This window comes from Catellatospora sp. IY07-71, from assembly GCF_018326265.1.
GTDB lineage: Bacteria > Actinomycetota > Actinomycetes > Mycobacteriales > Micromonosporaceae > Catellatospora.
This window is the reverse complement of the sequence record NZ_AP023360.1, coordinates 4,851,446-4,877,424: the sequence shown is the minus strand read 5'-3', so window position 1 is coordinate 4,877,424 and position 25,979 is coordinate 4,851,446. Positions and strand designations below refer to the sequence as shown.

General features: G+C 74.7%; 27 protein-coding genes. 12 read left to right on the top strand and 15 right to left on the bottom strand.

Features of this window, described 5'->3' with window-relative positions; genetic code table 11:
- Positions 1 to 2 precede the first annotated feature (2 nt).
- The 4 genes from CS0771_RS21730 (at position 3) to CS0771_RS21715 (ending at position 3,101) form a co-directional block, all read left to right on the top strand.
- Entirely contained in the window at positions 3 to 602 is a 600-nt protein-coding gene (locus tag CS0771_RS21730) for a hypothetical protein (protein WP_212842705.1), read from the top strand.
- 79 nt (positions 603 to 681) lie between these two features.
- Positions 682 to 1,410, top strand: coding sequence for a bifunctional 2-polyprenyl-6-hydroxyphenol methylase/3-demethylubiquinol 3-O-methyltransferase UbiG (locus CS0771_RS21725; protein WP_212842704.1), 729 nt, complete (start codon positions 682 to 684; stop codon positions 1,408 to 1,410).
- Between the two features lie 46 nt (positions 1,411 to 1,456).
- Positions 1,457 to 2,074, top strand: a complete 618-nt coding sequence (locus CS0771_RS21720; RefSeq protein WP_212842703.1) for a GNAT family N-acetyltransferase — start codon at positions 1,457 to 1,459, stop codon at positions 2,072 to 2,074.
- 73 nt (positions 2,075 to 2,147) lie between these two features.
- Positions 2,148 to 3,101 carry an NAD(P)-dependent alcohol dehydrogenase gene (locus CS0771_RS21715; RefSeq protein WP_212842702.1) on the top strand — a complete coding sequence of 318 codons (954 nt, stop codon included), beginning with the start codon at positions 2,148 to 2,150 and terminating at the stop codon, positions 3,099 to 3,101.
- 201 nt (positions 3,102 to 3,302) lie between these two features.
- Here CS0771_RS21715 and CS0771_RS21710 read toward each other — a convergent pair whose 3' ends face one another.
- The 3 genes from CS0771_RS21710 to CS0771_RS21700 form a co-directional block, all read right to left on the bottom strand.
- On the bottom strand, positions 3,303 to 4,763 hold the full coding sequence (locus CS0771_RS21710) for a hypothetical protein (RefSeq protein ID WP_212842701.1): 1,461 nt from the start codon (positions 4,761 to 4,763) through the stop codon (positions 3,303 to 3,305).
- Between the two features lie 78 nt (positions 4,764 to 4,841).
- The gene (locus tag CS0771_RS21705) at positions 4,842 to 6,719 is read right to left on the bottom strand and encodes an ABC transporter ATP-binding protein (RefSeq protein WP_212842700.1); all 1,878 of its coding nucleotides are present in this window, start codon (positions 6,717 to 6,719) and stop codon (positions 4,842 to 4,844) included.
- Between the two features lie 134 nt (positions 6,720 to 6,853).
- The gene (locus CS0771_RS21700; protein ID WP_212842699.1) at positions 6,854 to 7,669 is read right to left on the bottom strand and encodes a zf-HC2 domain-containing protein; all 816 of its coding nucleotides are present in this window, start codon (positions 7,667 to 7,669) and stop codon (positions 6,854 to 6,856) included.
- A 127-nt stretch (positions 7,670 to 7,796) separates the two neighbouring features.
- Between CS0771_RS21700 and CS0771_RS21695 the strand changes: the two genes are divergently transcribed.
- Complete coding sequence (locus tag CS0771_RS21695; protein ID WP_212842698.1) at positions 7,797 to 8,384, top strand: sigma-70 family RNA polymerase sigma factor; 588 nt, start codon at positions 7,797 to 7,799, stop codon at positions 8,382 to 8,384.
- Positions 8,385 to 8,496: 112 nt separating this feature from the next.
- Here CS0771_RS21695 and CS0771_RS21690 read toward each other — a convergent pair whose 3' ends face one another.
- The 3 genes from CS0771_RS21690 to CS0771_RS21680 form a co-directional block, all read right to left on the bottom strand.
- Positions 8,497 to 9,186, bottom strand: a complete 690-nt coding sequence (locus CS0771_RS21690; RefSeq protein WP_212842697.1) for a YcnI family protein — start codon at positions 9,184 to 9,186, stop codon at positions 8,497 to 8,499.
- 249 nt (positions 9,187 to 9,435) lie between these two features.
- The gene (locus CS0771_RS21685; RefSeq protein WP_212846309.1) at positions 9,436 to 10,515 is read right to left on the bottom strand and encodes a hypothetical protein; all 1,080 of its coding nucleotides are present in this window, start codon (positions 10,513 to 10,515) and stop codon (positions 9,436 to 9,438) included.
- 91 nt (positions 10,516 to 10,606) lie between these two features.
- Positions 10,607 to 11,134, bottom strand: coding sequence for a GNAT family N-acetyltransferase (locus CS0771_RS21680; RefSeq protein WP_212842696.1), 528 nt, complete (start codon positions 11,132 to 11,134; stop codon positions 10,607 to 10,609).
- A 106-nt stretch (positions 11,135 to 11,240) separates the two neighbouring features.
- On the opposite strand from CS0771_RS21680, the gene CS0771_RS21675 reads away from it, so the two are divergent.
- Positions 11,241 to 11,987, top strand: coding sequence for a VOC family protein (locus CS0771_RS21675; protein ID WP_212842695.1), 747 nt, complete (start codon positions 11,241 to 11,243; stop codon positions 11,985 to 11,987).
- A gap of 47 nt (positions 11,988 to 12,034) precedes the next feature.
- On the opposite strand, the gene CS0771_RS21670 is transcribed toward CS0771_RS21675, so the two are convergent.
- Genes CS0771_RS21670 through CS0771_RS21660 form a run of 3 tightly spaced genes read right to left on the bottom strand, consistent with a single transcriptional unit; the run spans position 12,035 to position 13,479 of the window.
- Entirely contained in the window at positions 12,035 to 12,742 is a 708-nt protein-coding gene (locus CS0771_RS21670; RefSeq protein WP_212842694.1) for a class I SAM-dependent methyltransferase, read from the bottom strand.
- Positions 12,743 to 12,766: 24 nt separating this feature from the next.
- Positions 12,767 to 13,117, bottom strand: coding sequence for a thioredoxin (trxA, locus tag CS0771_RS21665; RefSeq protein ID WP_212842693.1), 351 nt, complete (start codon positions 13,115 to 13,117; stop codon positions 12,767 to 12,769).
- Complete coding sequence (locus CS0771_RS21660) at positions 13,081 to 13,479, bottom strand: MerR family transcriptional regulator (protein ID WP_212842692.1); 399 nt, start codon at positions 13,477 to 13,479, stop codon at positions 13,081 to 13,083. Before CS0771_RS21660 ends, trxA begins: the two co-directional genes overlap by 37 nt.
- A 177-nt stretch (positions 13,480 to 13,656) precedes the next feature.
- Between CS0771_RS21660 and CS0771_RS21655 the strand changes: the two genes are divergently transcribed.
- Positions 13,657 to 13,926 (top strand): hypothetical protein, encoded by a 270-nt coding sequence (locus CS0771_RS21655; protein ID WP_212842691.1) that lies wholly within the window; start codon positions 13,657 to 13,659, stop codon positions 13,924 to 13,926.
- Between the two features lie 46 nt (positions 13,927 to 13,972).
- Here CS0771_RS21655 and CS0771_RS21650 read toward each other — a convergent pair whose 3' ends face one another.
- The 4 genes from CS0771_RS21650 to CS0771_RS21635 all read right to left on the bottom strand — a co-directional run bounded on the left by CS0771_RS21650 (position 13,973) and on the right by CS0771_RS21635 (position 18,585).
- Positions 13,973 to 14,428, bottom strand: a complete 456-nt coding sequence (locus CS0771_RS21650) for a hypothetical protein (protein ID WP_212842690.1) — start codon at positions 14,426 to 14,428, stop codon at positions 13,973 to 13,975.
- Positions 14,429 to 14,499: 71 nt separating this feature from the next.
- On the bottom strand, positions 14,500 to 17,295 hold the full coding sequence (locus tag CS0771_RS39480; protein ID WP_212842689.1) for a CHAT domain-containing protein: 2,796 nt from the start codon (positions 17,293 to 17,295) through the stop codon (positions 14,500 to 14,502).
- 143 nt (positions 17,296 to 17,438) lie between these two features.
- A complete protein-coding gene (locus CS0771_RS21640; protein WP_212842688.1) occupies positions 17,439 to 17,870 on the bottom strand; it encodes a hypothetical protein in 432 nt (143 codons plus the stop codon).
- A gap of 88 nt (positions 17,871 to 17,958) precedes the next feature.
- Complete coding sequence (locus CS0771_RS21635; protein ID WP_212842687.1) at positions 17,959 to 18,585, bottom strand: pyridoxamine 5'-phosphate oxidase family protein; 627 nt, start codon at positions 18,583 to 18,585, stop codon at positions 17,959 to 17,961.
- A gap of 193 nt (positions 18,586 to 18,778) precedes the next feature.
- On the opposite strand from CS0771_RS21635, the gene CS0771_RS21630 reads away from it, so the two are divergent.
- The 5 genes from CS0771_RS21630 to CS0771_RS21610 are packed head-to-tail and all read left to right on the top strand — an operon-like array spanning position 18,779 to position 23,453.
- Positions 18,779 to 20,254: a trehalose-6-phosphate synthase gene (locus tag CS0771_RS21630; RefSeq protein WP_212842686.1), complete on the top strand. Its 1,476-nt coding sequence runs from the start codon at positions 18,779 to 18,781 to the stop codon at positions 20,252 to 20,254.
- A gap of 7 nt (positions 20,255 to 20,261) precedes the next feature.
- A complete protein-coding gene (locus CS0771_RS21625) occupies positions 20,262 to 20,936 on the top strand; it encodes a response regulator transcription factor (RefSeq protein WP_212842685.1) in 675 nt (224 codons plus the stop codon).
- Complete coding sequence (locus CS0771_RS21620) at positions 20,936 to 22,291, top strand: ATP-binding protein (protein ID WP_371821589.1); 1,356 nt, start codon at positions 20,936 to 20,938, stop codon at positions 22,289 to 22,291. The genes CS0771_RS21625 and CS0771_RS21620 overlap by 1 nt, the downstream gene beginning before the upstream one ends.
- Positions 22,288 to 22,923: a GerMN domain-containing protein gene (locus CS0771_RS21615; protein ID WP_212842683.1), complete on the top strand. Its 636-nt coding sequence runs from the start codon at positions 22,288 to 22,290 to the stop codon at positions 22,921 to 22,923. Before CS0771_RS21620 ends, CS0771_RS21615 begins: the two co-directional genes overlap by 4 nt.
- A gap of 26 nt (positions 22,924 to 22,949) precedes the next feature.
- Complete coding sequence (locus tag CS0771_RS21610) at positions 22,950 to 23,453, top strand: thioredoxin domain-containing protein (RefSeq protein WP_212842682.1); 504 nt, start codon at positions 22,950 to 22,952, stop codon at positions 23,451 to 23,453.
- 3 nt (positions 23,454 to 23,456) lie between these two features.
- On the opposite strand, the gene nhaA is transcribed toward CS0771_RS21610, so the two are convergent.
- Complete coding sequence (gene nhaA, locus CS0771_RS21605) at positions 23,457 to 24,866, bottom strand: Na+/H+ antiporter NhaA (RefSeq protein ID WP_212842681.1); 1,410 nt, start codon at positions 24,864 to 24,866, stop codon at positions 23,457 to 23,459.
- Between the two features lie 89 nt (positions 24,867 to 24,955).
- Positions 24,956 to 25,927, bottom strand: coding sequence for a YafY family protein (locus tag CS0771_RS21600; protein ID WP_212842680.1), 972 nt, complete (start codon positions 25,925 to 25,927; stop codon positions 24,956 to 24,958).
- Between the last annotated feature and the right edge of the window lie 52 nt (positions 25,928 to 25,979).

Here is a 25,979-nt window from a genome sequence, read left to right as displayed (position 1 = left end):
GCATGAACCGCAACCTGATCCGGGCCCTGCTGTTCGCCTGGCAGTACCCCGAGTTCCGCGCCGGACTGCAGCGTGCGGTCGACCTCGACGAGGTGTCCGCGCTGCTCGCCGCGCTGTCCACGGAGACCGGGGACCACGAGCAGGAGCGGCGCGCGGTGGACCTGGTCCGGTCGGCCCTGGACTCCGCCGAGGTCCGCGAGGCCCTGCTGCTGCTCGTGGAGAGCGACCGCATCCGCCGCGAGATCGTCGCGGCCGTCGCCGAGGAGCTGGCCGACCGGCCCGCGCTGGTGATCACCATCGCGGCCGCGCTCGACGATCCGGTCGTACGCGCCGACCTGCGCGCCACCCTGGAGACCCCGCGGCTGCGCGGGCTGCTGCTGCGGGTGGCCGAGGACGGCGTACGCCGTCGCCGCCTGGCCCTGCTCGCCGAGGTGATCGTCCTGCTGGCCCGCCATCGCACCGCCCGGCGCCTGGTCCGCCGCCTGCACCAGCACGGGGTGCTGCGCGCGTTGCGCGAGCAGCCCGGCCCGTCCGCGACGGCAGGCGGCACGGCTCCCGCCGCGAGCCGCCCGCCGGACACCGCTCCCGAGCAGCCGTCCTGATCCACCCGACCTGCTGTAGCGGCGGACGCGGCTCGATATCCCGTGGCGGCCGCACGTGACGGGATCTAACGTCGCGACCATGCCCGACAAGGCCTTCACCGAGCCCCGCCTCGCCGCGCTCTACGACCCGCTCGACCCCGACCGCAGTGACCTGGACGTCTACGCGGCGATCGCCGACGAGTTCGGGGCCCGCTCCGTGCTCGACATCGGCTGCGGGACCGGCACGTTCGCCTGCCTGCTCGCCGAGCGGAGCCTGGCCGTGACCGGGCTGGACCCGGCCGCCGCGTCACTGGAGCTGGCCCGGCGCAAACCCGGCGCCGACCGGGTGCGCTGGGTGCACGGGCAGGCCGGTGACCTGCCCCCGCTCCAGGTGGACCTGGCGACCATGACCGGCAACGTCGCCCAGGTCTTCCTGACCGACGCCGAGTGGACGGGCGTCCTGCTCGCCGCGTACGCCGCGCTGCGGCCCGGCGGGCGCCTGGTCTTCGAGACCCGTGACCCGGCGGCGCAGGCCTGGCGGGAGTGGATTCGCGAGCGGACCGACGAGCACACGGTCGTGCCGGACGTCGGCGGCCTGCGCACCTGGTGCGACCTGACCGCCGTCGAGGGCGAGCTGGTCTCGTTCCGGTGGACCTACGTCTTCGACGCCGACGGCGCGGTGCTGACGTCGGACTCGACGCTGCGCTTCCGCAGCCGCGCGGACGTGACGGCGTCCTTGGCGGCGGCCGGCTACGTCGTGGACGAGGTGCGCGGCGCACCCGACCGGCCGGGCCGCGAGATGGTCTTCATCGCCCGCCGCCCGGCGTAGCAGGTGACCGCAGATCCGAGTGCAGGATCCATGGAGGCAGGGCCGGATGGGAGGTCATGACGTGCTGCCGGCTCTTGCCGCTCTCGCCGTCGATCCTGCCCCGCTGGCCCGGCGGTTGATCGTGGCGGACACCTCGTTCACCTTCCGGGCCCTGTGCGCGGCGGACACGGCAGCACTGACGACCTTTCTCGCCGGGCTCGGCGATGACAGCCGACGGTTCTGGCACGGCCACACCGACCACGCCGGCGAGGCCGCTGGGTGGATCGAGGCCATCGGCCGCTACGACAAGCTGCGGCTCGTCGTCCATCAGCCCGACCGGACCGACCGGCTCGACGCCGTGGTCGACCTCAGCTTCTCGCTGCCGGCCGAGTTCGAACTGCACCGGTACGCGGGCTACGGGATCACGCTGGATCCCGGCAGGACCGTCCGTTTCGGGCCGTGTGTGGCCGACGCCTGGCACGGCCGCGGGCTCGCCGGTGCTCTGCTGCCGCCGACCTGGCAGGCCGTACGTCTCCTCGGCCGCGACCGCGTTGTGCTCTTCGGCGGCGTGCACGCGGACAACCACCGCGCCCGCCGCTTCTACCGCCGCTGCGGCTTCACGGAAGCGGGCACGTTCACCACCTCCGCCGGGCCGAGCGTCGACATGGTGCTCGACCTGAGCTGACGGACGCCGCTTGTGCCGGGGTGCTAATGATGGCGGGGGCCGCCGGGCCCTGGACGGATTGAGGGGTATGCCGATGAGAGCGGTGGTGTACGACCGTTACGGCCCGCCGGACGTACTGCGGATCGAGGACGTTCCCAAGCCCGTGCCCGGCGCGGGGCAGGTGCTCGTCGAAGTCGCGGCGACTTCGATCAACCTCAGCGACTGGGAGACCCTGCGCGGCTCGCCGATGTACTCGCGCATCGGTGGGCTGCGCACGCCGGCCCGCCGAGTGCTCGGTTCGGACATCGCCGGCCGGGTCGAGGCGGTCGGGCCGGACGTCACCCGCTTCCGGCCTGGTGACGAGGTGTACGGCGACAACCTCATGCTCAAGGGCGGGTTCGCCGAGTACGCGATCGTCCCCGAGTCGGCGCTGGCCCATAAGCCCGCGGCGTTGACCTTCGCTGAGGCGTCGACGATTCCGCAGGCGGGCGTCATCGCGCACCAGGGCATCGCCGGTGCCGTGGCCGGGCAGCGGGTGCTGATCAACGGGGCCGGCGGCGGTTCCGGCGCGTTCGCGATCCAGCTGGCCAAGCAACTCGGCGCTGAGGTGACCGGCGTCGACAACGCGGCCAAGCTCGACTTCATGCGGTCGGTCGGGGCGGACGCGGTGATCGACTACCGCGGCCAGGATTTCACTCGCAGCGGGCCGTACGATCTCATCCTCGATCTGGTCGCGCACCGGTCGGTGTTCGCCTACCGCCGGGCGCTGGCCCCCGGCGGCCGTTACCGGTGCGTCGGCGGCTCGGTGCGAGCGCTGCTGCGCGTACTGACGATCGGCTCGGCGATCGGCCTGCTCACGCACCGCCGGCTGGGCGTGCTCGCCGTCAAGGAAGGCCCGGCGCATTTCGAGCCGGTCGCCGCGCTGTGCACAGCGGGCGATCTCACCATCCACATCGACCGCACGTTCACCCTCGACGAGGCGCCCCAGGCACTGGCCTGGGTAGGCGAGGGACGCGCCCTCGGCAAGGTCGTCGTGACCGTCAACTGACCACCTTCAGCCACCGCCGGGCGTCACCAAGCCCAGCTGTCGCCCGAAGATCGCTGTCTCGTGTCGAAACCTCTGGTCAGGCCACAGGTTTCGACACGAGACAGCGATCTTGGCCGCGGTGCGACGGTGGAGGCTAGGTGTACGAAAGCTCCCGCCGCGACACAGCGCGGCGGGAGCTTTGATGCACGTGGAGCGGCTGCCTCAGCCCAGGCACACCGGAGCCGCGATGCCCGCCGTCACCGGCGCGGTGGCCTCGGCCGGGCGCTGCGGCCGGCGGGGGTCGCCGAGGTAGCGGGCCAGCGCGAAGCCGCCGGTGGTCTGGGTGCTGTCGAACGTGGATCCGGCCGCGACGACCGCACCCCGGTCGAGCAGCACCGCACCGGTCGCGCCGGACCCCTCGCCGATCACCGTCGTGGTCCGCCCGCAGCTGCCGAAAGCCGGGTCCAGGGTGCCGTCGGGCAGGTATCCGGCCAGCGCGAACCGCGACGGGAACCCGGCGCTGCCGACCGCGACGATGCGGCCGTCACGCCGCAGCAGCACGCTCGCGGCCACCGACTCGCCCTCGGGGAACTCGGTCAGCACCAGGCCCGTGCCGCCGCCGAACGACGGGTCCAGCGCACCGTCCGGCAGGAACCGCACGAGCCCGAAGGCGCCCTGCCCGGCGGCGTTCTGCCCGAGCCCGGCGACCAGGATCCGGCCGTCGCGGCCGACGACCACGTCCTCCGCGCCGCCCTTGCCCTGCTCGGGCTGGTTCTGCGCGACCGCGATCCCGTCCTCGCCGAACGTGCTGTCGGGCACGCCGCGGTCGGTGAGCCGGACCACGGCGAACTGCTGTCCGGTCAGGCCGGGGCCGATGGCCGTACCCGCCAGCACGATCTTGCCGTCAGGCTGCAGGGCGACCGCGAAGGCCGCGGCGTCACCACCGGGGATGAGTACGAGGGCGGTGCCGCCGTCGCCGAAGGAGGGGTCCGGCCTGCCGTCGGGCAGCAGCCGCGCCGCCGCGAAGACCGCGTTGCCCGCCGCGTCGTTCGCGCCGCCGACCGCGACGATCCTGCCGTCCCGCTGCACGGCGACGTCGGAGGCACCGGAGTCGCCCGCCGGGCCGACCGGCAGGACCACGATGCCGTCGCCGCCGCCGAAGCTGCGGTCCAGCCTGCCGTCCTCGCGGTAACGGGCGAACGCGAAGCCGAGGTCGCCGTCCGTGCCCAGTCCTGCCGTGCCGACCGCGACGATGCGGCGGTCGCGCTGGACCGCCACGCCCTCGGCGCCGCCGGCGCCGGTGACCGCCGCGAACGGGGTCACCACCTGGCCGCCGGTGCCGAACCGACGATCCAGCCGGCCGTCGGCGCGGTAGCGGGCGAGCAGGAAGTCCGGCGAGTCGTTCGGCAGCGATCCGCCTGCCGCGACGAACCCGTCACCGTGTACGGCGAGCGCGCTCGCGCCCGCCGCGAGGTCCGGGAAGGTGGTGACCACCCTCCCCTGCACGCCGAACCGCGGGTCCAGCTGTCCGAGTCCGTCGGCGGGCGGCGGTGCGACGGGCGGTGCGGGGGGAGCCGCGACGGCTCCCGCCGCGGTGGTCAGCAGCGCCAGGGCGGACAGTCCGGCGGTGAGCAGACTTCTGCGGGTGGGCGACCAGGTTCGGTACGCCGAGGTTGCTGTCATTCGAGGCCTCCACTCGATCAGGCCCCATCGTGGCACAACTAGGACAAACAGCCCCTAATTTGGCGAAACACCCGCCTGTCAGGCTGCCGCGGGCACCGGCTGGTCGAACTGGGTGCGGTAGAGCTCGGTGTAGCGGCCGTTGCGCGCCAGCAGTTCCGCGTGCGTGCCTCGCTCCACGATCCGCCCCGCTTCGATGACCAGGATCTGGTCGGCCTGGCGCACCGTGGACAGGCGGTGCGCGATCACCACCGAGGTCCGCCCCGCCAGCGCCTCGCCCAGCGCCTCCTGCACCGCCGCCTCCGACGTGGAGTCCAGGTGCGCGGTGGCCTCGTCCAGCACCACCACCCGCGGCCGGGCCAGCAGCACCCGCGCGATGGTCAGCCGCTGCCGCTCGCCGCCGGACAGCCGGTAGCCGCGCTCCCCCACGATCGTGTCGAGCCCGTCGGGCAGCGCCTCGACGAGATCGGCCAGCCGCGCCCGGCGCAGCGCGTCCCACAGCTCCTCGTCGCTCGCCTCCGGCCGGGCCAGCAGCAGGTTCGCCCGCACCGACTCGTGGAACAGGTGGCCGTCCTGGGTGACCATGCCCAGCGTCTCACGGATCGTCTGCTGCGGCAGGTCGCGTACGTCGACCCCGGCCAGCCGGACCGTGCCGCCGTCGGTGTCGTACAGCCGGGGCAGCAGCTGCGCGATCGTCGACTTGCCCGCCCCGGACGAGCCGACGAGCGCGACCAGCTGACCGGGCTCGGCCGTGAACGACACGTCGTGCAGCACCTGCGCCCCGCCCCGGGTGTCCAGCACCGCGACCTCCTCCAGCGAGGCCAGCGACACCTTGTCCGCCGACGGGTACGCGAAGTCCACGCCGTCGAACTGCACCGACACCGGCCCGTCCGGCACCTGCCGGGGCTGCGCGGGCTCGGCGATCAGCGGCTTGAGGTCGAGGATCTCGAACACCCGCTCGAAGCTCACCAGCGCGCTCATCACCTCGACCCGGGCGCTGGCCAGCGAGGTCAGCGGCGCGTAGAGGCGGGCGAGCAGCAGCGCCAGCGCGACCACCGCGCCGGTGTCCAGGGTGCCGCGCAGCGCGAACACGCCGCCCAGGCCGTACACCAGGGCCAGCGCGAGCGACGAGACCAGCATCAGCGCGGTGACGAACACCCACTGCACCATCGCGGTGCGTACGCCGATGTCGCGCACCCGCCGCGCCCGCGCCGCGAACTCCGCCGACTCCCGCTCCGGCTGCCCGAACAGCTTGACCAGCGTCGCGCCGGGCGCGGAGAAGCGCTCGGTCATGGTGGTGCTCATCGTCGCGTTGTGCTCGGCGGCCTCGCGCTCCAGCCGGGCCAGCCGGTTGCCCATACGCCGGGCGGGCAGCACGAACACGGGCAGCAGCACCAGCGACAGCAGCGTGATCTGCCAGGACAGCTGGATCATCACGACCAGCGTGAGCGCCAGCATCACCAGGTTGGCCACCACCCCGGACAGGGTGTCGCTGAACGCCCGCTGCGCCCCGATCACGTCGTTGTTGAGCCGGCTGACCAGCGCGCCGGTGCGGGTGCGGGTGAAGAACGCCACCGGCATACGCTGCACGTGGTCGAAGACCGCCGTACGCAGGTCGAGGATCAGGCCCTCACCGATGGTCGCCGACAGCCAGCGGGTGGCCAGGCTCAGCCCGGCCTCGGCCAGCGCCAGCACCGCGATGATCACCGCGAGCCACACCACCGTCTCGGCCGCGCCGTTGTCGGTGATGGTGTCGACCACGCGCCCGGCCAGCACCGGGGTCGCCACCGCCAGGACCGCGCCGACCACGCTCAGCGCGAGGAAGGCCAGCAGCTGCCCGCGGTGCGGGCGGGCGAAGCCGAGGATGCGCTTCAGCGTGGCGAGCGAGAACGGCCGCTTCTCGTCCTGGGCGTTCATGGCGTGGTAGAGCGAGTTCCACGCCGCCATCTCCATGCTCATCGGGCTTGCCTCTCCCCTGTGTACGGGCGCACGGCGGGCGGGTGCCGCCGTGCGCCACGGTAGAACCTCAAGCGAGGTTGACGTCAACTTCGTTTCGCACGACGTCTACCGCAGGGGTGGGACAAGAACCGCCGTCAGGCAGCGCGCCGGAGCATGGCATCCACCCGTCCGTGTCCGGCTCCGCCCACCCTGACAGGCGTCTGCGTGACCGCGACCCGGACCGGGAACGGGTACACCGGCGCGAGCGGGCCGTCCCCGTCGTCGCCGCCGCGCAGCGACCACGCCGACGGCGGGCGCCGCCGTACGCCGGGCGGTTCCTCGCCCCGGAAGCGGCGCAGGTTCAGCGCCAGCAGCAGGCCGTATCCGGCCAGCACCAGGCCGTGCGACATGATCCGCGCGCCCTCGACCCGCCCGGCGAGCGCGTCGTTGGCGGTAAGCAGGGTCAGCATGACCACGAACGCGGTCATCACCGGCAGCAGCGCGGCGGGCCGGGTGCGCCGCCACGCCAGCCAGGCCAGCGCCGCGCCGATGGCGACGTTCCAGGCGGCCGACTCGTGCCACAGGTGCCCCGACGACACCGAGCCCACGGCCGGGTGGGCGTGCCGGTCGGCGGCGGCGAGGCTGCTGATCTGCGCCACGCCGAGCAGCAGCTGACCCAGCCCCACCGCCAGCAGCAGCACCCGCAGCAGCCGCGCCACCTCCCGGCGGCGCCGGGGCTGAGCGGGGGCGGGCGCCGCGGCCAGCACGGCGGCCAGCGCATCCGGGTGCAGCGGGGGCACGGGCAGGGCGGCGGCCGTACGTGCCAGCCGGGTCACCGACTCGGCGCGGTCCAGCCACTGCGCGCAGCCCGCGCAGCCTGCGACGTGCGCGTCGACCGGTGCCCGGCCGGCCGGGTCGTCCTCGCCGTCCAGGCGGGCCGACAGCAGCTCGCGTACCTGCTCGCAATCCATACCCACTCCCATGCGACACATTGTCGCCCGTGGCCGCCAGTTGGTTCCCGGACCGTGCTGTGACCTGCGGCGCGGTCCCGCACCGGGGGGATCGCATCGACGGGCGGCGAACGTTACGCTTCCGGTCATGTCCTACGGCCCCCACGGCGACGACGAGCGCGTCACGGCGCTGGCCCTGGCGGCCCGGGGCGGCGACCGCGGTGCCGCGGAGGCGTTCGTCGCCGCGACCCAGCGGGACGTGACCCGGTTCGTGGCGCACCTGGCCGGCCCCGCCGACGCCGACGACCTGGCCCAGGACACCTACCTGCGGGCGATGCGGGCGCTGCCGTCGTTCGAGGGCCGCTCCTCGGCGCGCACCTGGCTGCTGGCCATCGCCCGGCACACGGTCGTCGACCATCTGCGCTCGGTGTCCCGCCGCCCCCGCACGGCCGACCTCGCCGACTGGGCGAGCGTCGCCGACGCCGCGCAGGCCGGGACGGGCGCCCGGTTCGACGAGCAGATCCTGCTCGACCAGCTGATCGGCGGGCTCGACCCGGACCGGCGCGAGGCGTTCGTGGCCACCCAGCTGCTGGGGCTGTCCTACGCCGAGGCCGCCGAGGTGGTCGGCTGCCCGGTCGGCACCATCCGCTCCCGGGTCGCCCGCGCCCGCGACGACCTCAACGCCGCGCTCGCCGACGGCACCCCCACCCCGCGCCGCCACCTGCGCGCGGTGTGACGCCGCGTCGGGCGTACCCCAAGATCTTTGAACTTGCCTGGCAGATGGGCGAATCTTGCGCGTGAGTTCGCCCATCTGCCGGGCAAGTTTGACGATCTTGGGGGTATGGCCGTCAGGCCGGCGGGGCCGGGCGGCGGCGCAGGGAGAGAGTGAGCGCGCCGAGCGCGACGGCCAGGGCGGCGATGCTCAGCACGAGCGGCCAGGGGTCGTCGCCCTCCCCGGCGGGGGCGGCGCCCGCGGCTGCCGGGGCCGGGGCACTCGGCGCGCCCGCCTTGGGCAGCACCTTCAGCACCGGGGCCGGGTGCTCGACCTCCTCGCCGGGCTTGGCCTCCTCGATCCAGCGCACGATCTCGCCGCTGGAGTAGGTCTGCAGCGACTTGAACACGAGCCGGCCGACCTCGGGCACCGGCCCGGCGGACACGTCGAACTCCTGGAACTGGCCCGGCCTGATCGCCGAGGCGGCGTCCGCGGTCCAGGTGATCTTCGAGGCGACCTGGGTGATCTCCCGGTCGTGGCTCTTGATCGGGGTGGCCAGGGTGCGCTTCTCCACCACGGCCGTCCAGCCGGGCGCGGGCTTGATCGAGACGCTCGCCAGCGGCGCGTCCTCGGGCAGCACGACCTCGACCTTCACCGTGGAGGCGTCGTCGCGCTCGTTCGGCACCCGGAACGTCAGCCGGGCGTAGCCGCCTGCGGTGACCTCCTTCGGGTTCACCGTCACGTGCGCCGCGGCCGGCACCGCGGCCAGCCCGACCAGCAGCGCCGCCGCGACGGCGACCACCCCGGCCTTCACACCGAACCTCATCAGCGTGCCCTTCCTGTGTGGAGGAACGGCCCGCCCGCGGCGCGCCGGGCGGCGTCCGGGCAGGACCGCCGCGTCACACGAGTCGCCGCCATCGCACCGGCGGTTCCCCCACCTTCGTGTGCATCCTCACCACTTTGCCGGGAACTTTCCGCCGCCCCAGACGACAGACGACGCACGTCACGAAGGGCACCACGTTAGGAAGGGCACCTTCTACTACGGAAAACGATAAGAAGGTGCCCTTCCTTTCTTTCACCAGGTGAGGCGGGCGTAGCCGTCGGTGCCGGGGGCTCCCGTGGCGCCGGGGCGGGAGTCGCCGCCGGCGGAGCCGCCCTCTGCGGCGAGGCTGCGGTGGTAGGCGCCGCGGCCGCCGTCGCCGCCGCGGCCGCCCGCGCCGCCCGCACCACCCGCGCCGCCTGCGCCGTGTTCGGCCTCGGGGGCGGGGCCGCCCGCGCCGCCGGAGCCGGTGACGGTCGCGCCGGTGCCGCCCGCGCCGCCGTCGCCGTTGGACGCGCCGTCCGCGCCGGAGCCGCCCGCCGCGCCGGTGGTGCCCGCCCTACCGGATTCGCCCGCCGCGCCGTCCTCGGCGGTGCACAGGCTCGCCGTCGCCACGGTCATGGTGCCGCCCGCGCCGCCGTCACCGGGAGCGGTGCTGCCCAGGCCGCCGGGGCGGGTGGTGCCGGGGCGGCTGCCGGTGGCGTCCATGCCGCCGGGGCCGCCGTTGGAGAACTCGCGGCCGCCCTGCCCGCCCGCGCCGCCCGCCGCCCGGGTCAGCAGCAGCGGTACGCCGTTGAGCAGCACGTTCACCTCGGTGACGGCGCCGTCGCCGCCCTCGGCGCCCGGCCCGGCGGTCTGGCCCGTATTGCCGTTGCCGCCCGGTGCGCTCGGGGCTCCGCCGGTCGCGCCCGCCGCGCCACGGCCGCCGCTGCCGCCCCGGCCGACCACGATGGACAGCCGTGTCGCGGGCAGGTCGGCGGGCAGCTCGCAGCGCACGTACTGGCCCGCGCCGCCCGAGCCGCCGCCCGCCCCGCCGCCACCGGAGCTGCCTCCGGCGCCGCCGCCACCGCCCCGGGTGAACAGCGACCTGCCGCCGCCCCCGCCGCCGCCGCCCGCGCCGCCCGCGTACCCGCCGCCCCCGCCGCCGCCCGCGCCCCACAGCTCCAGCGTCACCGCCGTGCCGCCCGGCATGTCGAAGGTGTACGTGCCCGCCGACGCGTAGACCTGTTCCCCGGCCGCGCGGGCGCCCCACGACGCACCACCGCCCAGCGGCACGCTCAGGGTCGCGGCGAGCAGCGTCGCGGCGGCCGCGACCACCCGATCCGACTTTTTCACCAGATGTCACCTTTCCTCAGGATCGGCAAGATCCTATGGTGGAGACATCGACCTCCTCGGTATCGCCACACCCGTGACCTGGGGAAACGTCCTAATCGCGGTCGTGGCCGGAGGTGAAGCGCGGCGAAGCGGCGAGGCGCGCGTACTTGACCATCAGCGGGCGCAGGCCGCGCCGCTCGTACACGCGCGCGGCGGCGTGGTTGTCGGCGAGCGTCGAGATGTACAGATCCATGACGCCCAGTTCGGACAGGCGGGCGTCGACGGCGTCGAGCAGCCGGGTGCCCAGGCCCCGGCCCCGGTGGCTCGCCGCCACCGACAGCGTCTCCAGCTCGGCGATGCGGTCACCGGAGACCCAGGTGTCGTCCGGGCCGTCGAAGACGTGCGTGAACGCGTACCCGACCAGTTCCGGGCCGTCCTCGGCGAGCAGGATGAACGAGCCCGGCTCGGTGATCCACCGCCGGTACAGCTCGCGGCGCAGCGGCCAGGACCGCTCGTCGCCGTACATCACCAGGTCGGGCGCGACCTGGCGGTGATGCTCGTGCAGGGACAGCCACAGCGGCTCCAGCGCGTCGATCGCCTCCGCACCCGCGATCCGGATCGTCATCCCCGTGCCGTCCATGAACGATCACGCTAGCGAACCGGCAGGCCGCCAAGCGCGTGAACCCGTCAGATGACACGGCTGTCACCTCGGCCGCCCCGTCAGAAATCCGGGTGAGGATGGGGCCATGACGCTGACACATCAGCCGGGCGCCCCGCGATGGGTGGACCTCGGCACGACCGACATAGCAGGTGCGGTGGCGTTCTACAGCGCGCTGTTCGGCTGGGAGCACCAGGATCTCGGCCCGGAGGCGGGCGGCTACGGCTTCTTCACCAAGGACGGGAAGATGGCCGCCGGGATCGGGCCGGCCACCGACGCCGCCCGGGGCACGTCCTGGGCGGTCTACTTCGGCACGGAGGACTCGGCGGCCACCGCGGGCCGGATCGAGGCGAGCGGCGGCAAGGTGATCGTGCCGCCGGACGCGGTGATGGACCAGGGCACCCTGGCCGTCTTCACCGACCCGGCCGGGGCGTTCTTCTCCACCTGGCAGGCGGGCACCCACGACGGCGTCGGCATCATGCGCGAGCCCGGTGCCCTGAGCTGGGTCGAGCTGTACACGCCGGACCCGGCCGGGGCGAAGGAGTTCTACGGCGCGGTCTTCGCGATGAGCCACGAGGACCGCGACCTGGGCGGCGAGGTGTACACGACGCTGTCGGTGGCCGGCCAGCCGATCGGCGGCGTGTTCGACCCGCCGGGTTCGGCCGGTATGCCCCCGCACTGGATGCCGTACTTCGGGGTCGCCGACGCCGACGCGAGCGCGGACCGGGCGATCGAGCTGGGCGCGGTGCAGCTGATGCGCGGCGACTACCCCGACGGCCGGCTGGCCATCCTCACCGACCCCCAGGGCGGCCAGTTCGGCATCCTCACCTGGTAGAAGGAAGGGCACCTTCTTAACGCATTACGTAGAGGAAGGGCACCTTCTTAACGACGCCGGGCGATGACGATTCCGGGCGTGTCGGCGGCGACCGCGGTGAACCCGGCGGCGGCCAGCTCGGCGTCGAACTCGGGCTCGCTGGCCAGGTGGCCGTCGAACACCTCGGACGCCTCCCGCACCAGCGCCCCGTCGCGGCTGACCCGGTAGTCGAACCGCCAGCGCACCCCGCGCGGCCCGGTGCGGACCGTGGTCACCTCGCCGGTGTAGAGATCGCCGCCGAGCCGCCAGGACGGCAGGTCCCGGCGGGAGTCGGCGGCTTCGGCGGGCGGGCGCTGTACGACCAGGCGCCCGCCCGGCACCAGCGCCTCAGCCAGCGCGGCCAGCGCCCCGGCCCGGTCGGCGGCGTCCAGGCCGGCCATCGTGTTGAGGCACCACCCGAAGTCGGCGACATCGCGCAGCCCCAGCTCCTGCACTCCGCGGGCGTGCACCCGCACCCGGGCCAGCAGGTCGGGCTGCCCGGCGAGCCGGCTGAGCAGCACCGCCCGCATCCCGGCCGCGGGTTCCACCGCGTGCACCAGCACCGCGCACCGGGCGGCGAGCCTGGCGGTGGCCAGCCCGGTGCCCGCGCCCACGTCGAGCACGCCGACCTCCGGTCGCCCGAGCCAGCGGTCCAGCAGGCGCTCGGTCACCCCGAGTTGCTCGGCAGCCTGCAGGAGGTCGTAGAACTCGGCGGTGACCGCGTACGCCTGGCCCATCAGCCGATCATGTCAAAGCCGAGGTCAGGCGGCGGCGTGCCGCTCCAGGAACTCGCGCAGCGCGGCCTTCGGCCGGGCGCCGACCGACGACGCGACGACCTCCCCGTCGCGGAACACCAGCAACGTGGGCATGGACAGCACGCGGTACGCCCGCGCGGTCGCCGGATTGGCGTCGGCGTCGAGCGCGGCCACCGTGATCCGACCGGCGAACTCGACGGACAGCTCCGCGAGCGTGCGTGAGATGGCCTTGCACGGCGGGCACCACTCGGCCCACACGTCCAGCAGCACCGGGCGCTCGGCACGCAGCACCAGCTCGGCGAACGTGTCGTCGGTGACGGTCAGGACCCCGTCGGCGGTTTCGATCTTCTCGGACATGTGCTCTCCCGTCGGGCGATCGCCTGGGTGAGCTGGCCGTGCAGCTGCTCGCGCACCTCGCCGAGCCGGTCGAGGTACGCGTCGACCTCGGCGAGCTTGCGGCGCAGCACCGCCACCGAGTCCGGGCATACCCCGCCGGAGTCGTGCCCGGCCCGCAGGCACGCCACGAACGGCCGGATGTCCTCCAGGTCGAACCCGATCGCGAGCAGCTCCCGGATCTCCCGGACCACCCGCAGCTCCGCCTCGTCGAAGGCCCGGTAGCCGTTGGCCGCCCGCTGCGAGCGGACCAGCCCGTGCTCCTCGTAGTAGCGCAGCGTCCGGGTGCTCGTCCCGGCCCGCTGGGCCAGCTCGCCGATCCGCATCCGTCCCCTCACCCCTGTCCCGGACCACGCTAAACATTGCCGCCGGTGTCAGGGCAAGAGTGCGCCCCGTCACGCCGCCCCGCGAACTGGTCTCGGGAACGAAACAACCGTCATCGGTGTTTGTCGTTGGTGCGATGGGGGGACACCGTTCGCAGGCACTCGGGAGGGGCGGCACAGATGGCGGCGTCGGAGGTCGTGCTCGGCGGCGTGCTGGCGGGCGCGTACGTGGTGCTGCTCGTCCTGCGCCGCCGCGCCGACCGGCTGCGGGCCGACGCCGGGCGGCGGCTGCGCACCGGACGGGAGCTGGCCCGCGGCGTACGCCGCCAGGTGCGGGTGCTGCGGACCGGGCTGCGCCGCCGGGCCGTCGTCCCGCTGCGCCGCCGCACGACCCGCCGCACCTGGCGGCGGCTGCCGGTCCGGCCCGCCAACCGCAACGCGCTGGCCTGACCGAAGCTCCCCGCACATGGTGGGAGCCTCGGTCACCGCCGGAGGCTCAGGGCTGGTCGCGGGGGTCGCGGGTGACCGTGGCGCGGTCACCGATCGCACTCTGCAGCTGCTGCAGCAGGCCGTCCGGCTCCTGGCCGGTCAGCGTGCCCACGACGCTGTTGATCGAGTCGAGAACCTGGCCCAGCATGCCGCGGGGCTCGTGCACCTCCACCCGGACCGTGCCGTCCGCCGAACGGATCATGACGAGGCCGTACTGCAGGTCCTTGTCCCGGTAGGCGGGCTTCGGCGCGTCCGGGCGCAGGTCGATCACCTGGCCGCCCTTGCGCCGCTCGAACTCGTGCATCACCGCGCCGATCGCCAGCGCGCTGCCCACCAGGATCGCGATGGTGACCGGCTCGCCGCGGTCGCCCTCCCGCATCAGCTCCACGTCGTGCTGCTCGGCCAGCGCCGTCAGCTCCGCCAGCTCCTCGTCGGACAGGTCGTCCAGAACCATCCTGCTCACAGGGGATCCACTCCAGATAGTCGGTACACGTCGAGCCCGGCCGGCCCCCGCCCGGCCGTGCCCGGAGTCTGTCAGGTGTACAGGGCCAGCGGCATGAACTCGATCCAGCCGTCCCCCTCGGCGACCGTCGCACGGTAGTGCTCGTGCAGCGCCCGGACCACGTCGAACACCCCGTCCTGCGCGGCGGCGGCCCGGCTGCTCGCCAGCAGGTGGCGCCCGGTCTCGGCCATCGCCACGTCCAGCACCCGCCACAGCGGCAGGGCCAGCGCGCCCGCACCGGCGGCGATGAACGAGCGCACGAACCCGACCACGTCCCCACCCGTGGTCTGTGCGCCCTGCCCGGCCAGGCAGGCGCCGAGGATGGTCAGCCGGTTGCCGGCCAGCCGCAGCCGCAGCGCCACGTCGAACGGGGTGAGCCGGTCCGGCCGCCCCTGCCGGTCGTTGATCTGCAGGAACGGGCCCAGCTCGCCGTACTCGGCGAGGTAGCGGCCGTGCCCGGCGTACACGAAGAACTCCGGGCGGGTGCCGACCGCGGCGGCCAGGCCGTCCCAGTCGGCACGGTGCCGCCGCACGTCCACGCCGAGCCCCTTGGGCAGCCGCCCGGCGACCAGCATCCGGTGCTCCGGCCAGCCGGTGCCGACCAGCTCCTTACCGCTGATCTTGGGATCGTTTACGACCAGCGCGGCCAGGTCGTCGCTGCCGCTGACGCGCTGGCGGCGCAGCAGGTAACGGCCCCGGGTGACGAACGCGGTCACGCTGACCGACAGCGACAGCGGCACCTGCGCGCCCAGCGGCACCGAACCCGGTGCGTACCCGTCCGGGGAGGCAATGTGCAGCGGCAGCGAAAACAGGCCGTCGGTCGGCACCACCACCAGGTGGTCCAGCGTGGACGGGTCGCCGAGGTCGCCCAGCAGCGGCTCCACCAGCAGCCGCCAGATGCGGCGGCTGTGCTCCTCGCGCGGCGAGCGCCGCGCGGCCAGCTCGTTGATCAGCTCCTGCACCGGCGCGTACGGCCCGCACACCACCGGGCGGCGCAGGCCGTCGCGGATCACGAAGGCGCCGAGCATCAAACCCGCGCCCTGCCCGTAGGTGAAGTAGCGGACCAGCGCCGTGCCGGGGTGGTTGATGACGAACATCTCCGCCCGGCGCGCCACGTCCGGGTCGTGCGGCGCCGCCTCCAGCGGGCGGCGCAGGAACTGCTCCTCGAACCGGCTCTCCCGCTCCAGCAGCGCGACCCGGTCTGCTTCCACCTCCGCCGGGTCGGCGGCGCGGCGCAGCCCGTCGCGGCGCCCGCCACGCGTCCCGTCGCTCTCAGGCTGCTCGGACTCGGGCTCGTCGGACTCGGGCTCGTCGCCTTCCGGCTGCTCGGCCCGCGGCGCAGCCGCCGCCTGCCCCGTGGCAGACGGCACCGCCTGCGCCGCCTCGCCGGAGCCACCGGCCGCCTCGCTGCCAGACCCGGCGGCCGGGGCGGCTTCCTCGTCCTCAGCGAGGTCCAGCTGCGGCAGGGCCGCCGTCGACATGAGGTCGAGCAGCTCGCGGCCGGACGACTCCTCGGTCAGCGACAGGATCTCCTCATAGCGGTCACGGTCGCCGGAGCCGGTGGCGGGCTGCTCGATCAGGTGCGCGATACGCCGCGAGTACACCGGCCGCACCGCGCCGCCGTACGCCCGCTTGTACGCCGGCAGCGCGATGACCTGGCGCACCGAGCGGGCCATCTCCAGCTCGCGCCCGGCCGCGTCGGCGCGGGCCGCCCGGCCCTCCTCGGTGTCCGGCAGCGCGGCGGAGACGCCCTGATAGCAGGAAACCGTGAAGGAGAGCAGGTCGATGTCCAGCCCCGCGGCACCGCCGGTGGCGGCCGACTCGGCGGCCAGCTCCGCCAGCAGCCCGGCCAGCTCCGTGGCACCGTCGAAGCCGCCCTTGCGCCGGGCGAGCTGCTGCTGGGCGATGCGGCGCCCGCGCGCCCAGCGCAGGTGGAGGATGCGCCGGTAGAGCGCGTCCGCCTCGGCCGGATCGCGGTGGAGCGCCACGTGGTGCGCGCCGATGACGATCGCCTGGTGGTTCAGCGACTGCGCCTGCCGGTAGCTGTCCCCCAGCGCCTCCGAGACGGCCAGCGAGCGCAGCGACCGGCCCAGCGCCGCCACCGGCTGCCGGTCGTGGTGCAGCGCGAACGACAGGTTGTGCAGCACGTTGGAGTAGCCGCGCAGGAACTCCCGCCAGCGGCGGTCCAGCGGCAGGGCGTTGCCGTCGCGCGGCACCCCGGCCTCGTCGGCGGCCCGCTCGCAGCGCGCCGCCTCGGCGGCCATCTCCGCGATGATCTCGGCGGTGCGCCTGGCCATCACCTCCGGCGCGGCCTGGCGGGCCTCCTCCAGCCGCGCCCGCAGCACGTTGGAGCGCTGGTCGGGCAGGCACCACCACAGGCCGTGCCGCTCGGCGACCTCCAGGCCGGTGGTGAAGTGCATGCGGCCCCGGGCGTGGCTGCCGCTGCGGTAGAGCACGCGGCCCGCGCCGTCGTGCCAGCGGGCCGCCGCGTACGCCGGAAACAGGTCCTCATCGGACGGATCGAGCAGCTCGGTGAGCCGGGCCGCGTCCGCGCGCGACGCGTCGACCAGGGCCAGGCCGTGCCGGAGGTCCAGCTCGACGTCGGCGCGAACGATGTCGCACCAGTAGGCGCCGACGCGGCGTGCCAGGCGGCCCGCGCCCGCGCCGGGCACCGGCCGGAACGCCTGCTTCAGCTGGAGCACGCCGCCGGCCAGGCCGTGCCGGAAGGGCACGTCGAAGTCGACGTCGTACGCCTGCACGAGGTCGCGCACGTGCAGGTCCGCGACGATGCGGGCGATGTCCCCCACCGGATCGGCGCCGATGCTCACACGACCTCCTCGAACGGCCTCGTGGCGCTGACGCTACCGCGCGTCCGACCTGGCCTGTTCCCTCGCACGAGGAGTGTCGCCAGGCCGTCCGTCCACATTGTGCAGACTACGTGGCCGGATGGTTGCGGCCGGACGGAGGGCGGTCACCGCGGCGGGATGCGCGGGCGCGGGATGGGCCGCAGGAACGTCTGCCGGTGGTTGCGCAGCACCTCGGGGACCAGCCAGGCCGCGCCGCTGACCGTGACGGTCAACATGAGCAGCACCGACAGCGCGGGCAGGCCCGAGGCCGCCACGGCCAGCGCCCCGGCCACCAGGTACACCGTGACGGCGCCGAAGCGCCGCTGCCGGATCGCGGCCGGTTCGCCGTGCTCGGCGATCCACCAGGCGGGCGGCACGGCACGGCGGCGGCGGATCTCGGCCTGGAGCGCCTTGGTCGCCGCCTCCCAGATGGCGCGGCGGTAGTCGTAGTCCTCGGCGTCGAAGTCGGCGGGGAACTCCCGGTGCAGCGCGGTGAGCCGGACGAACAGCGTCTCGTCGGGCACCTGCCGCAGGTCGTGCAATGGCATGCCTGACATTTCCGACACCTCCCGATCCGGGGACCGGGACCGACGCTACCGGCGCGCGCCACCCGGCGGGATCACCCGATGGGCGTACCCGGGCAGGTCAGGAGTAGATGCCCGCTTCGTACTGCGGGCCGTAGTACGCCTCCAGCTCCGCGACGGACCGCTCCGGGCGCTCCAGGGACTGGACGATGCGCGCCCGCGACGGCGCCGCGTCCGGCTGCCATCCCTCGTGCTTCCACAGCGCCGAGCGCAGGAACGCCTTCGAGCAGTGGTAGAACACCTCCTGCACGTCGACGACCAGCGCCAGCACCGGGCGGTGCCCCTTGACGACCATCCGGTCGAAGTACGGCGCGTCGGTGACCAGCTCGGCGCGGCCGTTGACGCGCAGCGTGTCGGTGCGGCCGGGCAGCAGGTAGAGCAGGCCGACGTGCGGGTTGGACAGGATGTTGAAGAAGCCGTCGGCGCGCCGGTTGCCCGGCCGCTCCGGGATGGCGATGGTGGTGTCGTCCAGCACCAGCGTGAAACCGGGCGGGTCGCCCTTGGGCGAGACGTCGCAGCTGCCGTCGGCGGCGGACGTCGCGACCAGGCAGACCGGCGACGCGGCCAGCCAGGCGCGGTCGTGCTCGTGCAGGCTGGTGCGGGTCTTGCCGGCCGCGGCGGCCGTCGGCTCGCCCAGCAGCGCCCGCAGCTGCTCCGGTGAGGTGATCCTGTGCGCCGTCTCCGCCATGCCGTGCCCCCGTCCGCGCCGTGTCCCCACGCAGCCTAGTGCGCGTGCCCGACGACCGGCCGCCCGTGCCCGGCGGGCGTGAATCCGAGACGGAACGTGCGTGAACGGATCTGTCACACAACTGTCATGAATCCGCGGGATTACCGCCGTACCGTCCGGGAATCCTCGATTCCCCAGCCACGGGAGGTGCGCGATGACGCGTGGGCGACGGTACGGCCTCGTCGTGGCGGCCGACCGGCTGCCGCCCACCGATCCCGACGACGCCCGCGAACCCGTCGACGCCGCACTGGCGTCGCTGCGGCCGCTGGTCGCGGCACAGTCCGGCGCCTGGGCCCCGGCCTGCGGCAGGGGCACGGGCGAGGGCGTGATCGGGGTCGCGCCGCCGCCGGGCGCGGCCGCCGCGGCGCTGGGCGCGCGCCTGCTGCACTCCCTCGACCACCACCAGCCCGCCGACTTCCCGCCCGGCTGGTTCGAGAGCTACCTGTCCGTCAACCGCCGCGTCGCCGCCGCCGTGGCCTCCTCGGCCGCCGGGGCCGCCACCGTGTGGGTGCACGGCCACCAGCTGCAGCTGCTGCCGCGGATGCTGCGCCGCCTGCGGCCCGACCTCAGCATCGCGGTGCAGCTGCACTGCGCGTTCCCGCCCGCGGAGACCTACGCGCGGCTGCCCGAGCACCGGGCGCTGCTGTCCGGGCTGCTCGGCGCCGATGTGATCGCCCTGCCCCACCCGCGCTCCGTGGACAACCTGCTCGACCTGGCCGGGCGGGTGCACGGCCTGCCGGTGCGCGACGGGCGCATCGCCGCCGGGCACCGCGGGGTGCGCGTGGTCGCGTACCCGCTGCCGGCCGACACCGCGGCGGTCCGCCGGCTGGCCGCGTCACCGCAGGTGCAGGCCCTGGCCGCGCGGCTGCGGGCGGCGCTGCGGGTGACCGGCCCGGTGCTGCTGTCGGTGGCCGGCTGGGACCCAGCCGACGGCGTCGAGCAGCGCCTGCACGCCTTCGAGCGTTTCCTGTCCCGGCACCGCCCGGCGCCGGGCACGGTCACGCTGCTGCACGTGGCGTGCGGGCAGCCGCGTACGCCCGCCGAGCACGCCCAGCGCGAACGGACCGAGCGGCTCATCGCGAAGATCAACGGTGGTCACGCCAGCGTCGGGCAGGCGGTCGTCCACTACGTACGCAGCGATCCCGACCGACGTGACCTCACCGCGCTCTACCTGGCCTGCGACGGGATGCTGGCCACGCCGACCCACCACGGCGCGGTGGCCGCCGCCCACGAGTTCGCCGCCGCGCACGGCGACCCGGGCGCGACCGTCGTGACCAGCGAGTCGAGCAGCACCTCGGGCGCGCTGCCGGGCGCGATCGTGATCAACCCGCACGACACCGTCGCCTACGCCGAGGCCGTCGCGCGCGCCGCCGGACTACGGGGCCCCGCGCCGCTGGCCCGCGACACGGACCCGCCCGTCGCGCCGGAGACCTGGGCGCAGCGCCTGCTGTACGCGGTCCGCGCGCGCGGCGCGGCGCTGCCCGACGCCGGTCCGCTGCCCGGCCCGGCCACGACCGGAGCGCGTGCCACCCGGACCCGGCGGCTGCCCGCCGCGCCCGGCCACACCCGCCCCGGCGGGCACGAACCGGGATGGCTGCCACTGGCCGCGCGGCGTGCCGCCGGGCGATGATGCGGGCATGGTTGCCGTACTGGTCATCGAAGACGACGACCGTATCCGCCTCTCGCTGACCCTGGCGCTGGAGGACGAGGGATACACGGTGCACGCCGCGGCCACCGCGGAGGAGGGCCTGCTGCGCCAGCGCCGCGAGCCCGCCGACACGGTGCTGGTGGACCTGATGCTGCCCGGCATCGACGGCTTCGAGTGCATCCGCGAGCTGCGCCGCGCCGACGACGTGCCGATCGTGGTGGTCAGCGCCCGCGACGACACGCACGACATCGTGGCCGCGCTGGAGGCCGGCGCCGACGACTACGTCGTCAAGCCGGTGGCCACCAAGGAGCTGACCGCCCGGCTGCGGGCGCTGCGCCGCCGGGCGCGGGCCGCCGGCGCCGGTCCACGGGCCACGCTGATCGGCGAGCTGGAGATCCGCCCGCAGGCGGGCGAGGTGCTGCTGCGCGGGCAGCCGCTGGCGCTGACCCGCACCGAGTTCCGGCTGCTGTGCGAGCTGGCCGAGCACGCCGGGCAGGTGCTGTCCCGCCAGCAGCTGCTGGAACGGGTGTGGGAGTACGACTTCGGCGACGAGCGCCTGGTCGACGTCCACGTCGGACGGCTGCGGCACAAGCTGGAGGACGACCCGGGCAGCCCCACGCGCCTGGTGACCGTACGCGGCCTCGGCTACAAGCTCCAGCGATGATCCGGCGGCCGGGGCTGCGGGCACGGGTCACCGCGGGCTTCGCGGTGGGGGCGCTGGGCGCGTCCACGGTGGTCGGCGTGCTGTCCTACCAGCTCACCGAGCGGTTCCTGCTGGCCGAGCGGGAGGCTTCGGCGGTGCGCGCGGTGGCGCAGGACGCCCGGATCGTGGCGGCCGGCCTGGACGCCGAGCCGCCGGACGCGCTGGCCGCGCTCAGCTCGCTGGACACCGGCCCCGACCGGCGCGCGCTGATCCGCCGCGACGGGCGCTGGTACTCCAGCAAGGCCGACACCGCCAACACCATCGAGGACATCCCCGCCGCGCTGGTCGGCCTCGCCGAGCAGGACCGCCCGGCGATCCAGCGGGTGCGCGTCGCGGGCGTCCCGGCCATGGTCGTCGCGATGCCGCTGGGCGGCGGCACGTACCTCTACGAGGTGGACTTCATGCGGGAGCTGGACCGCTCGCTGAAGGTGCTGGCGCTGGTGCTGACCATGGTCGCGGCCGTCACCACCGGAGCCGGGGCGCTGCTGGGCTCGTGGGCCGCCCGGCGGGTGCTGCGCCCGCTCACCTCCATCGCCGACGCCGCCCGCGAGATCGCCGCCGGCGACCACAGCACCCGGCTCGACCCGGCCGCCGAACCCGAGCTGGAACGGCTCACCACCTCGTTCAACCTGATGGTCGACCAGCTCTCCCGGCGCATGGAGCGCGACCGCCGGTTCGCCGCCGACGTCAGCCACGAGCTGCGCTCGCCGCTGCAGACCCTGGCCAACGCGGCCAGCGTGCTGGCCCGGCGCCGCGCCCACCTCGACCAGCGCACCGCGACCGCGGCCACCCTGCTGGCCGAGGAGGTCGCCCGGTTCCAGGCCCTGGTCACCGACCTGATCGAACTGTCCCGCAGCGACCGCCACGCCGACCGCGCCGCCGTGGACGTGCCCGCGCTCGCCCGGCGGCTGTGCCAGGCCCGCGGCCTGCCGCCCGGCCTGGTCGGCGCCGCCCCGGCCACCGACGCGATCTGGCAGGTGGACCGCCGCCGGGTCGAGCAGATCCTGGCCAACCTGCTCGACAACGCCCAGCGCCACGGCGGCGGGGTGGTCGCGGTGCGGCTGGCCCGCCGCGACGGCGCGTACCTGATCCAGGTCGACGACGACGGCCCCGGGGTCAGCCCCGGCGACCGCGAGGCGATCTTCGACCGCTTCGTCCGCGGCTGCTCCGGCGCCCGCGGTGACGGCGAGGGCACCGGCCTGGGACTGGCCCTGGTCGCCCAGCATGCGCAAGCGCACGGCGGCCGGGCCGGGGTCGCCGACCGGCCCGGCGGCGGGGCACGTTTCGAGGTCGTCCTGCCCCGGGTGCCGTCATGACGCGCGGCGCGGACACGGCACCCGCCCGGACCGGCGGCGCGAGACGCACCACCCCTGCGGAGCGGCGGTGGCGCCGACTACTCGGGGCGCTGTTCCTGGCCACGACGGTGGCCGCGACCGGGTGCGGCGTGCCGACCGAGGACACGCCGCGCGTCATCGAGCAGCCCGTGCCCGGCCGCACCCCGTCCACCGCCCCGGCCGTGGCGGCGTCCGGGCCCGCGTCCGAGCGGCTCTACCTGGTTCGCGACGGGGCGCTGGTCGCGGTGCAGCGTCGGCTGCCCCGCGAGCCCGACCCGCAGCACCTGCTGGCCGACCTGCTGGCCGGGCCGACTGAGGCCGAGCAGGGCCGCGGGCTGCGCAGCGCCCTGGCCGGCAGCGACGTGGTGGCCTCGGTGGAGGTATGGGGAGTGACCGCGTACGTCGAGGTGCCGGCCGCGATCGAGGGCACCGGCCGCAACGACGACGTGCTCGCCTTCGGCCAGATCGTGTGCACGCTGACCAGCCGGGACGGCATCGAGCGGGTCGTGTTCACCCGGCAGGGCGTGGCGATCGGGGTGCCGCTGCCGGACGCGTCGCTGAGCCAGGACCCGCTGCGCGCCGCCGACTACGCCGGGCTGATCGCCGACGCGTGACCGGCCGGTCGATCTAGGCTGGCAGGGTGACCGAGACCGTCGCGGTCGACCTGGACCGGCATGTGTACGGCGAGGCCGACGCCCCGATCACGCTGGTGGAGTACGGCGACTTCGAGTGCCCGTACTGCGGGGCAGCCGCGCCCGTGCTGCGCCGCCTGATCGACGAGTCGGGCGGCATGGTGCGGCTGGTCTACCGCCACTTCCCGCTGTTCACGGTGCACCCGTTCGCGCTGACCGCCGCGCTGGCGGCCGAGGCGGCCGGTGACCGCTTCTGGGAGATGTACGACCTGCTGTTCGCCCACCAGAGCCGGCTCGCCGACCCCGACCTGGAGAGCTACGCCGCGATGCTGGGCCTGGACTCGGTGACCGGCGAGGCCGCACAGCACCTCCAGCCCGCCATCGCCGCCGACTACCAGTCGGGCGTGGCCGCGGGCGTGCGCGGCACGCCCACCCTCTTCGCCGACGGCCGCCTCTACCAGGGCAAGGTCGAACTCTCCGCGCTCCGCAGCGCGCTCGGCATGCGCCATTGACCGTCAGCGCTGGGTGAGGGTGGGGTCGCGCCAGGGGCCGGTGGGCAGCTCGGGCATGGCCTCGTCGTCGCCGACGGTGCACAGGGGCAGGCGCTCACCGAGGCAGCGCAGCGCCAGCGAGCCCAGCACCGCCGCCAGCAGCGAACCCGCGAGCACGCCGATCTTCGCCTCGGCCTGCAGCAGCGGGTCGTCGAAGGCGAGATCCGCGATGAACAGCGAGATGGTGAAGCCGATACCGGCCAGCAGCGCGCCGCCGAGCAGGTGGCCGTAGCGCACCCGGCCGGGCAGTTCGCCCCAGCCGGTGCGCAGCCCGATCGCCGCGCCGGCGCTGATGCCGACGGTCTTGCCGGCCACCAGCGCGACCACGATGCCGATGGTCACCGGCGAGGTCATCGCCCGGCTCACCGTCTCGCCGTCGAGCCGCACCCCGGCGTTGGCGAGGCCGAACACGGGGATCACCAGGAACGCGCTCACCGGGTGCAGCGCGTCCTGCAGCCGGTCGTTGGGCGGCACGGTGGCCCGCGCGGCCGCCGCGGCCAGCCGCGCCCGCACCGCGTCGGCGCGTTCGATCACCGCCCGGCCGAAGTAGCGCAGCCGCTCGACCTGCTCCGGCTCGACGGGCGTGGCGGGCACCAGCAGGCCGACCACCACCCCGGCCAGCGTCGCGTGCACGCCCGAGACGAACACCGCCACCCACAGCAGCATGCCGACCACCACGTACGGCTGCAGCTGCCAGACCCGGGCCCAGCGCAGCGCCACCAGCACCAGCGTGAGCACGAACGCCGCCAGCAGCGCGGGCACCGACACCGAGTCGGTGTAGACGACGGCCAGCACGCCGATCGCGCCGATGTCGTCGGCGATGGCGAGGGTCAGCAGGAACAGCCGCAGCTGGTCCGGGCAGCGCGGCCCGAACAGGGCCAGCACGCCGACCAGGAACGCGGTGTCGGTGGACACCGGCACGCCCCAGCCGTGCAGGGCGGGCGGGGACGGGTTGAACGCCACGTAGATCAGCGCGGGCAGGACCAGGCCGCCGATCGCGCCGAGCACGGGCACCACCACGGTCCGGGGCCGTCTCAGCTCGCCCACGGTGACCTCGCGGCTGATCTCCAGCCCGACGGTGAGGAAGAACAGCGCCATCGCCAGGTCGTTGACCCAGTGCCGCAGGTCCAGGTCGATGGCCAGGTCGCCGACGCGCACCGACGCCTCGGTGTGCCAGAACTGCTCGTACCCGCCGCCTGGGATGTTCGCCCAGATCAACGCCACCACGGTGGCGATCAGCAGCAGCAGTCCGCCGCCGGCCTCGGTGGCCAGGAAGCGCTGCAGCGGGAACGACACGTGCGGCACGGGGATGGACACCCGCGGCGACGGGCCGGGCCGGGGCGGCAGCGATGCCGTGTTCGGCCGGCTCACCACGGCATGTCCACGATCGGCTGTTCCGTCACGTTGTCATGATCTCGCCCGAGGCCCGCCCGGCTCGCCGGTTTCGCCGACCTGCTCGCCGCTCAGGCGTCCCCGGCGGGCGAGCGCAGGGCGGCGGCGAACCGCGCCGCCACCTCGGCGACCGCGGTCCGCAGCTCCGGGCCTTGCTCGACACGGAACGGCAGCGGCACCGTCGAGAGCCACTCCTGCGCGTACATGGCGGGATTGCTGGTGCTGCCGACGAGCACGCACCCGTCGCCGTCCTCTTCGAGGCGTCCCATGGGCGGCCGGATCCACCGCGCCACCTGCTCCATCGGCGCGTCGAAGCGCACCCGGACGGCGAACTCCCAGCCGACGCCGAGGTTGTCCTCCAGCGCGGCGACCGGGTCCAGGCCGTCCGGCGGTTCGAAGACCTGGCCGGTCTGCCGTACGGCACGGATCCGGTCGATGCGATAGGTGCGCACCGCGTCCGCGCGATGCGAGCGGCACAGCAGGTACCACCGTCCGTGCCGGACCACCACCGCCCACGGGTCCACCTCGGCGTCCCACTCCCGGCCGCTCTCGCTGCGGTAGGTGACGCTCACCCGCCGCCGGGCCGCCGACGCGGCGACGAGCGCGCTGGTCGTGGCAGGCTCGGGCCGGGCCGGATACCGGTCCGGGGTGGCGGCCGCGTGGTCGCGCAGCACCGCCGCCTGCCGCCCGACCCCCTCCGGCAGCGCCTGGATCACCTTGCCCAGGGCCGCGCCGACCGGGTCGTCGGCGTCGGCCGCGGCCGGATGCCCGTCGAGCACCGCCATGACCAGCCCCAGCGCCTCGGCCTGGGTGAACACGACCGGCGGCAGCCGCGTGCCGCGCCGCAGCCGGTAGCCGCCGTGCGGGCCCCGGGCAGACTCGACCTGAATCCCGGCCTCGCGCAGGATGCCGATGTATCGCCGGGCGGCGCGCTCGGTCACGCCGAGCCGTTCGGCCAGCTCAGTGGCGGTAGTGCCGGGGCGGGTCTGCAGCACCTCCAACGTGAGCAGGGCGCGCGCGGTCGGGCTCGTCTCGGTCGACACGTCCTGAAGACTAGGCAACCCCGCCGCGTACCGGAAGCAGATCGTCCGGAAT

What these genes read in the sequence shown, in the direction of transcription:
- CS0771_RS21635 (WP_212842687.1), bottom strand. Translation starts at nt 18,585, where the DNA reads ATGGCGGAGACGGCGCACAGGATCACCTCACCGGAGCAGCTGCGGGCG.
- CS0771_RS21630 (WP_212842686.1), top strand. Translation starts at nt 18,779, where the DNA reads ATGACGCGTGGGCGACGGTACGGCCTCGTCGTGGCGGCCGACCGGCTG.
- CS0771_RS21720 (WP_212842703.1), top strand. Translation starts at nt 1,457, where the DNA reads ATGGGAGGTCATGACGTGCTGCCGGCTCTTGCCGCTCTCGCCGTCGAT.
- CS0771_RS21655 (WP_212842691.1), top strand. Translation starts at nt 13,657, where the DNA reads ATGGCGGCGTCGGAGGTCGTGCTCGGCGGCGTGCTGGCGGGCGCGTAC.
- CS0771_RS21615 (WP_212842683.1), top strand. Translation starts at nt 22,288, where the DNA reads ATGACGCGCGGCGCGGACACGGCACCCGCCCGGACCGGCGGCGCGAGA.
- CS0771_RS21725 (WP_212842704.1), top strand. Translation starts at nt 682, where the DNA reads ATGCCCGACAAGGCCTTCACCGAGCCCCGCCTCGCCGCGCTCTACGAC.
- CS0771_RS21675 (WP_212842695.1), top strand. Translation starts at nt 11,241, where the DNA reads ATGACGCTGACACATCAGCCGGGCGCCCCGCGATGGGTGGACCTCGGC.
- CS0771_RS21730 (WP_212842705.1), top strand. Translation starts at nt 3, where the DNA reads ATGAACCGCAACCTGATCCGGGCCCTGCTGTTCGCCTGGCAGTACCCC.
- trxA (WP_212842693.1), bottom strand. Translation starts at nt 13,117, where the DNA reads ATGTCCGAGAAGATCGAAACCGCCGACGGGGTCCTGACCGTCACCGAC.
- CS0771_RS21670 (WP_212842694.1), bottom strand. Translation starts at nt 12,742, where the DNA reads ATGGGCCAGGCGTACGCGGTCACCGCCGAGTTCTACGACCTCCTGCAG.
- CS0771_RS21640 (WP_212842688.1), bottom strand. Translation starts at nt 17,870, where the DNA reads ATGTCAGGCATGCCATTGCACGACCTGCGGCAGGTGCCCGACGAGACG.
- CS0771_RS21695 (WP_212842698.1), top strand. Translation starts at nt 7,797, where the DNA reads ATGTCCTACGGCCCCCACGGCGACGACGAGCGCGTCACGGCGCTGGCC.
- CS0771_RS21710 (WP_212842701.1), bottom strand. Translation starts at nt 4,763, where the DNA reads ATGACAGCAACCTCGGCGTACCGAACCTGGTCGCCCACCCGCAGAAGT.
- CS0771_RS21660 (WP_212842692.1), bottom strand. Translation starts at nt 13,479, where the DNA reads ATGCGGATCGGCGAGCTGGCCCAGCGGGCCGGGACGAGCACCCGGACG.
- CS0771_RS21700 (WP_212842699.1), bottom strand. Translation starts at nt 7,669, where the DNA reads ATGGATTGCGAGCAGGTACGCGAGCTGCTGTCGGCCCGCCTGGACGGC.
- CS0771_RS21715 (WP_212842702.1), top strand. Translation starts at nt 2,148, where the DNA reads ATGAGAGCGGTGGTGTACGACCGTTACGGCCCGCCGGACGTACTGCGG.
- CS0771_RS21690 (WP_212842697.1), bottom strand. Translation starts at nt 9,186, where the DNA reads ATGAGGTTCGGTGTGAAGGCCGGGGTGGTCGCCGTCGCGGCGGCGCTG.
- CS0771_RS21625 (WP_212842685.1), top strand. Translation starts at nt 20,262, where the DNA reads ATGGTTGCCGTACTGGTCATCGAAGACGACGACCGTATCCGCCTCTCG.
- CS0771_RS21705 (WP_212842700.1), bottom strand. Translation starts at nt 6,719, where the DNA reads ATGAGCATGGAGATGGCGGCGTGGAACTCGCTCTACCACGCCATGAAC.
- CS0771_RS21680 (WP_212842696.1), bottom strand. Translation starts at nt 11,134, where the DNA reads ATGGACGGCACGGGGATGACGATCCGGATCGCGGGTGCGGAGGCGATC.